The organism is Chitinophaga sp., from assembly GCF_036569125.1.
Classification (GTDB): domain Bacteria; phylum Bacteroidota; class Bacteroidia; order Chitinophagales; family Chitinophagaceae; genus Chitinophaga.
On sequence record NZ_DATCRF010000135.1, the window covers coordinates 1 to 4,434 of the forward strand.

The following is a 4,434-nucleotide window of genomic DNA, read 5'->3' on the forward strand; positions in this document are numbered from 1 at the left end:
TAATACTGCATCAGGTCTTCTTTATCCTGCGGGCATTCCGCAATAATGCAGTCGGCCTGGCGAATGGCTTCTTCTTCGATCGTAATGCGCTCTGCAGGAAATTTATCCTGCTCGCCCTGGTGCAAACGGCGGATGTGCCCCAGCGCATGAAAGGTTACTACAAAAGGAATGTTCAGCATCTGTTTCAGATCCACTGCTACCTTTGCCGACATAAAAAAGTTGGCGTGCACCAGCTTGTAGCTAATGCCATGCTGTTCTATGAACCGGATCATATTATTCCGGAATGCTTCCATGTAGGGTAACAGCTGCTCTTTGGGAATGATCTGAGCGGGACCTGCATCCACATGCACGATCCTTACGCCGCTTGCCCATTGCAGGCATTGCGGCAGCTGCGCATCTTCACGACGGGTAAAGATATCTACTTCATATCCTTTTTTAACCAGCTGCCTGGCCAGCTCTCCCACATAAACATTTTGCCCGCCGGCATCTACACCACCAATAGTGGAAAGGGGAGAGGCGTGCTCACTAATAAATGCGATCCGTGATTTCATAACTAACAGTTAAAAGATAAATGATGAGGTTTCCGGCAGATGTGCCCATTGTCCCCTTTATTCAGAAACAGCTGCTTGTAATGCTGCTACAGTTCTTGAAGGTTGTTGCTGCTGTGCTATTGCTTTGTGAAAAGTGTGTAACCAATCTGTGGTAAACCGGTGAATGTTAAAGCGGCGCTGCGCTGTTTCCTGCCCGGCCCTGCCTATGCAGTTGGCGAGGCCGTGATTGTCCAGCAATCCCTGCATTTTTTGTATGAGGTAATTGATGTCTGTATGTACGTATCCGTTTTCTCCGTTAACGATCACGGTGGGTAATTCCGTTGTTGCCAAACCTACTACAGGTACGCCCTGCATCATGGCTTCGCACACGGCCAGGCCCAGGCTGGTGTGCCTTACCGGGTGAAAATAAAAACGGTAGCGGCTGCGGAACTCAGGCAGCTGCGGGTGCAGCACCTCTCCCAAACCATGATCACCATTACCCATACCCACCAGGTCAAGCGGCAGGTATTTGCTAACCTGCTGATAAATGTCCCAGCCCAGTGTGCGGCCCCTGTCGGGCAGGTGGTTCACTACTACCAGGCCCCTTGCCAGATCTCCGTTGTAAGGCACTGCTGCATCTGTAACACCATGCTCAATTACTGTGGTGGGTGTATGCCCGCTGTTCCACATGAGCTGATTATAGTAAGTAACATGCACTAACAAAATGGTGGGATCATTAACTACATGCCGTGTATTGCAGGCGCTGCCGGCAGGTGTGTTATGCTCCAGGTAAATACGGGGCAGCTGCCGCTGCGCTTCGGATAACACCTCATACTGATCATGCTGGTAGTTACGCTCCGACTGAAAAAGGATGCAATCAAACTGCATGTTCTTTACTTCTGCTGCAGGTACTTCATGCACATTATTGCCGAAAGGAAAAGTTGCGCCCCTTCCATAATAGCCTTCAGTGCGGCTTTCATTTACCGGGATGTAAAGTTCATAATCGCCCTGTGAAAGATAGTAGAGATAGCTGCCGTGTATATGCCACGTGAATATTTTCAAGCCTGGCTTCCGCTGTGTTTGCATACTGCTCTGTTTACTGATCGAGAATTATTTGCTAAAACAAATCGTTCAAGAAACAAACCAAACGTTTTGAGCGTGCTAGTCTTTTATAATTGCGCGTAGAGCGGGTTGTAAGGGAGCGGTGTTGCTGCGGAAAAAAAGAAGCGTCTGAAACGCTTTGCAGAAGCGCTTCTATAAGTGATTGTGTGAAAACAGGATAAATGTTTTTACAACAATGAAATACTTAAGCGCAATCATTGTCCACAAGTTGGTGAATTGAGAACAATGTTCCACGCAGTGTATATGATTGTACAATGCAGTGTTACAGCGGAGATTGGCAGCTAGCAGCTAGCAGTTGGCGGTTAGCAGTTGGCAGTTGGCTGTTAGCTTTTAGCTGTTGGGAAGTGAGCGCACACTAAACAAGTGGTGCGGTGTTTAGTGTGCGCGTTGTTGTATCTTTTTTATTATACCAATTTCATATTAAGGGGATCCCAGGTAATGACCTTTTTCTGGAAATAGCTTTCATTGCAGGAGAGGGCGGGCGCGGCTGCCCGGAAGCCAAACGCGGCATCTTCCACTACCGGCTTGCCGGTTCTGATGGCGTCAAAAAAGTGAGTGAAATGATCGAGGTGCTCATCGTACCCATCAGGCGCTTTAAAATTAACATCCTCTTTACGGGGGCTTCGTCTTTGGGCTTCCGTCCATTTAGCATTGTATTCCTTTTGCATTTCCTGCTGCATGGCTTTGGAAAATGTGAATACAGAATCATAGCCGCCAAAGCCGGGCGCTTCAGGCATAATGCTGTGCCGGATAGCGAGATTATTTCCATGCACCTCCATTACACCTTCTGAGCCTACAAAGCGTATGATCTCCTGTCCGCCGGTACCGCTCACAAAATTCACCTGCAGGGTTAACTGGAATGCGGGATGCTCCGGGGTATCTTCATACTGCATTACGCCTGACATTACATCGGGCATATTGCGGCCATCTTTCCAGTAGCTGAACTGCCCGGTGCTGTAAATGGTGTGCGGGCCTTTGGAGTTGGTAATAAAATGCGTACCGCTTAACAGGTGTATGAACAGATCGCCGGCCACGCCGGTGCCTACTTCTTTAAATGCCCGCCACCAGAAAAACTTTTTGGAATCGTAAGCCATTTTTTCTGTTACTTCTATAAAGCGGTCCCAGTCTGTTGTTGCTGCGTTTGCATCTTTAGGGATGGTATACTGCCAGGCGCCGATGGAGCTTTGCCGGTCGTACACCGCATTTACCATATTCAGCTTTCCTATTTCACCTGCTGCCAGCAGCTCTTTTGCTTTTGCCAGGCCAATGCTGCTTACGCGCTGGCTGCCCACCTGTAGTACCTTGCCGGATTTGCGTTGTGCTGCTATTACTTCCGGGCCTTCGCTTATTTTGTATACCATGGGTTTTTCGCAATACACGGCCTTGCCTTTTGCCAGCGCATCTTTGGTGATGCGTGCGTGCCAGCAGTCGGTGGTGGCAATGATCACGGCATCAATATCCTTCTTATCCAGCAGCTCTTTATAGTTGCGGGTGGTGAACAGGTCTTTGCCAAATAATTCTTTTGCATTTTCCAGCCTGCCGGTATACAGATCGCAGATACCTGCCAGCTCCACACCGGGTACCTTTAATGCGGTTTGCAGATCATAATGGCCCTGGATGCCAAAGCCGATCACCCCCAGGCGTATCTTATCGCCGGTTGATATTTTCTTTTCATAGAACAGCATTCTTTCTTCTGCTTTTTCTTTTGCGGCTAAGCTGCTGAGTGGTGAGGCTACTGCCAGTAAGCTGGTGGCGCCTATTTGCCGTAAAAATCTTCTGCGGGAATTACGATCCTGGTTTGACATAAAGTGCTTTTTTTAACGTGGATTTTAGTGATGAGGATTACAAGGTAAGTTGGCCTTGCAGGGTTAGGTTAAAAATACAAAAAACCAGGTTTTTTGCAAACCGATCCCCGGCCCAACATTATAATAATTCATTTGAATGTTGGGATAGTGCATGCCCGGTTTGGATAGTATTAATACTTTTGTGACCTGGCTAATCACGGAAATCAAACCACGTCTTAATGAAATGTAAATTATTATCAGCGTTTTGCCTGTTACTTTTTTATAAAGCTTATGCCGGCGGCGACAATATGGCTCCACTTGCTACTGCAACCGCATCTACGGCCTATGGCCCGGAATATTCCCCTCAGCATGTGACCGATGGGATTATTGGCGTAGCAGATAAAGGTGAATGGGCCTGCGAAGGTAAAACAGCGTTTTGGGGATATATAAGATTTCCATGGATCCAGCTGGACTGGAAGGAGCCGGTTGCTGTAAACAAGGTGGTTTTATACGACAGGGTTTCCCTGAAAGAATTTACCGGAAGCGGCAAGCTATTATTCAGCGACGGATCGGTTGTATGGGTGAACAACATCCCCAATAACGGAGCGGCAAGAACCGTTACCTTCCCTGCCAGAAAGATAAAATGGCTGCGTTTTATTGTGACTGACGGTAATGGGGAGAACCTGGGCCTTTCAGAATTAGAGGTTTTTAACGCGCCCGGAAATAACAGTGATTATGTATCAAAGGTTGATCCCTATATAGAAACCAACCGGGGACGTTATTTTTATTTTATAACCGGCTGCCGCCCCTTTGGTATGATGAGCGCCGCGCCTCATACCCGCAATAAAAATCAGTGGGGCGGTGGTTATGTTTATAATGAAGATCATATACTTGGTTACGGGCAGATCCACGACTGGAGCTTATCCGGACTGGAAATTATGCCTGCCGCCGCAGCAGTTGACCCAACCAAAGGTGAAGATGCCTGGCAGTCATTTTAC

4 protein-coding genes are annotated in these 4,434 nt (G+C 47.9%); 1 reads left to right on the forward strand and 3 read right to left on the reverse strand.

Translation table 11 applies throughout. The features are described 5' to 3' along the window. From VIM87_RS04825 to VIM87_RS04835, 3 genes are all read right to left on the reverse strand, one after another. A partial coding sequence (locus VIM87_RS04825; RefSeq protein ID WP_331995881.1) for a glycosyltransferase occupies positions 1 to 551 on the reverse strand: 551 nt, incomplete at its 3' end. A gap of 57 nt (positions 552 to 608) precedes the next feature. Next, complete coding sequence (locus tag VIM87_RS04830; protein ID WP_331995882.1) at positions 609 to 1,616, reverse strand: glycosyltransferase; 1,008 nt, start codon at positions 1,614 to 1,616, stop codon at positions 609 to 611. 440 nt (positions 1,617 to 2,056) lie between these two features. After that, positions 2,057 to 3,457, reverse strand: coding sequence for a Gfo/Idh/MocA family oxidoreductase (locus VIM87_RS04835; RefSeq protein ID WP_331995883.1), 1,401 nt, complete (start codon positions 3,455 to 3,457; stop codon positions 2,057 to 2,059). Positions 3,458 to 3,675: 218 nt separating this feature from the next. Between VIM87_RS04835 and VIM87_RS04840 the strand changes: the two genes are divergently transcribed. Beyond that, positions 3,676 to 4,434 (forward strand): DUF7402 domain-containing protein (locus VIM87_RS04840; RefSeq protein ID WP_331995884.1); only part of this gene is annotated, 759 nt, incomplete at its 3' end.

Coding starts and splice junctions, on each gene's coding strand:
- VIM87_RS04835 (WP_331995883.1), bottom strand. CDS start 3,457: ATGTCAAACCAGGATCGTAATTCCCGCAGAAGATTTTTACGGCAAATA.
- VIM87_RS04830 (WP_331995882.1), bottom strand. CDS start 1,616: ATGCAAACACAGCGGAAGCCAGGCTTGAAAATATTCACGTGGCATATA.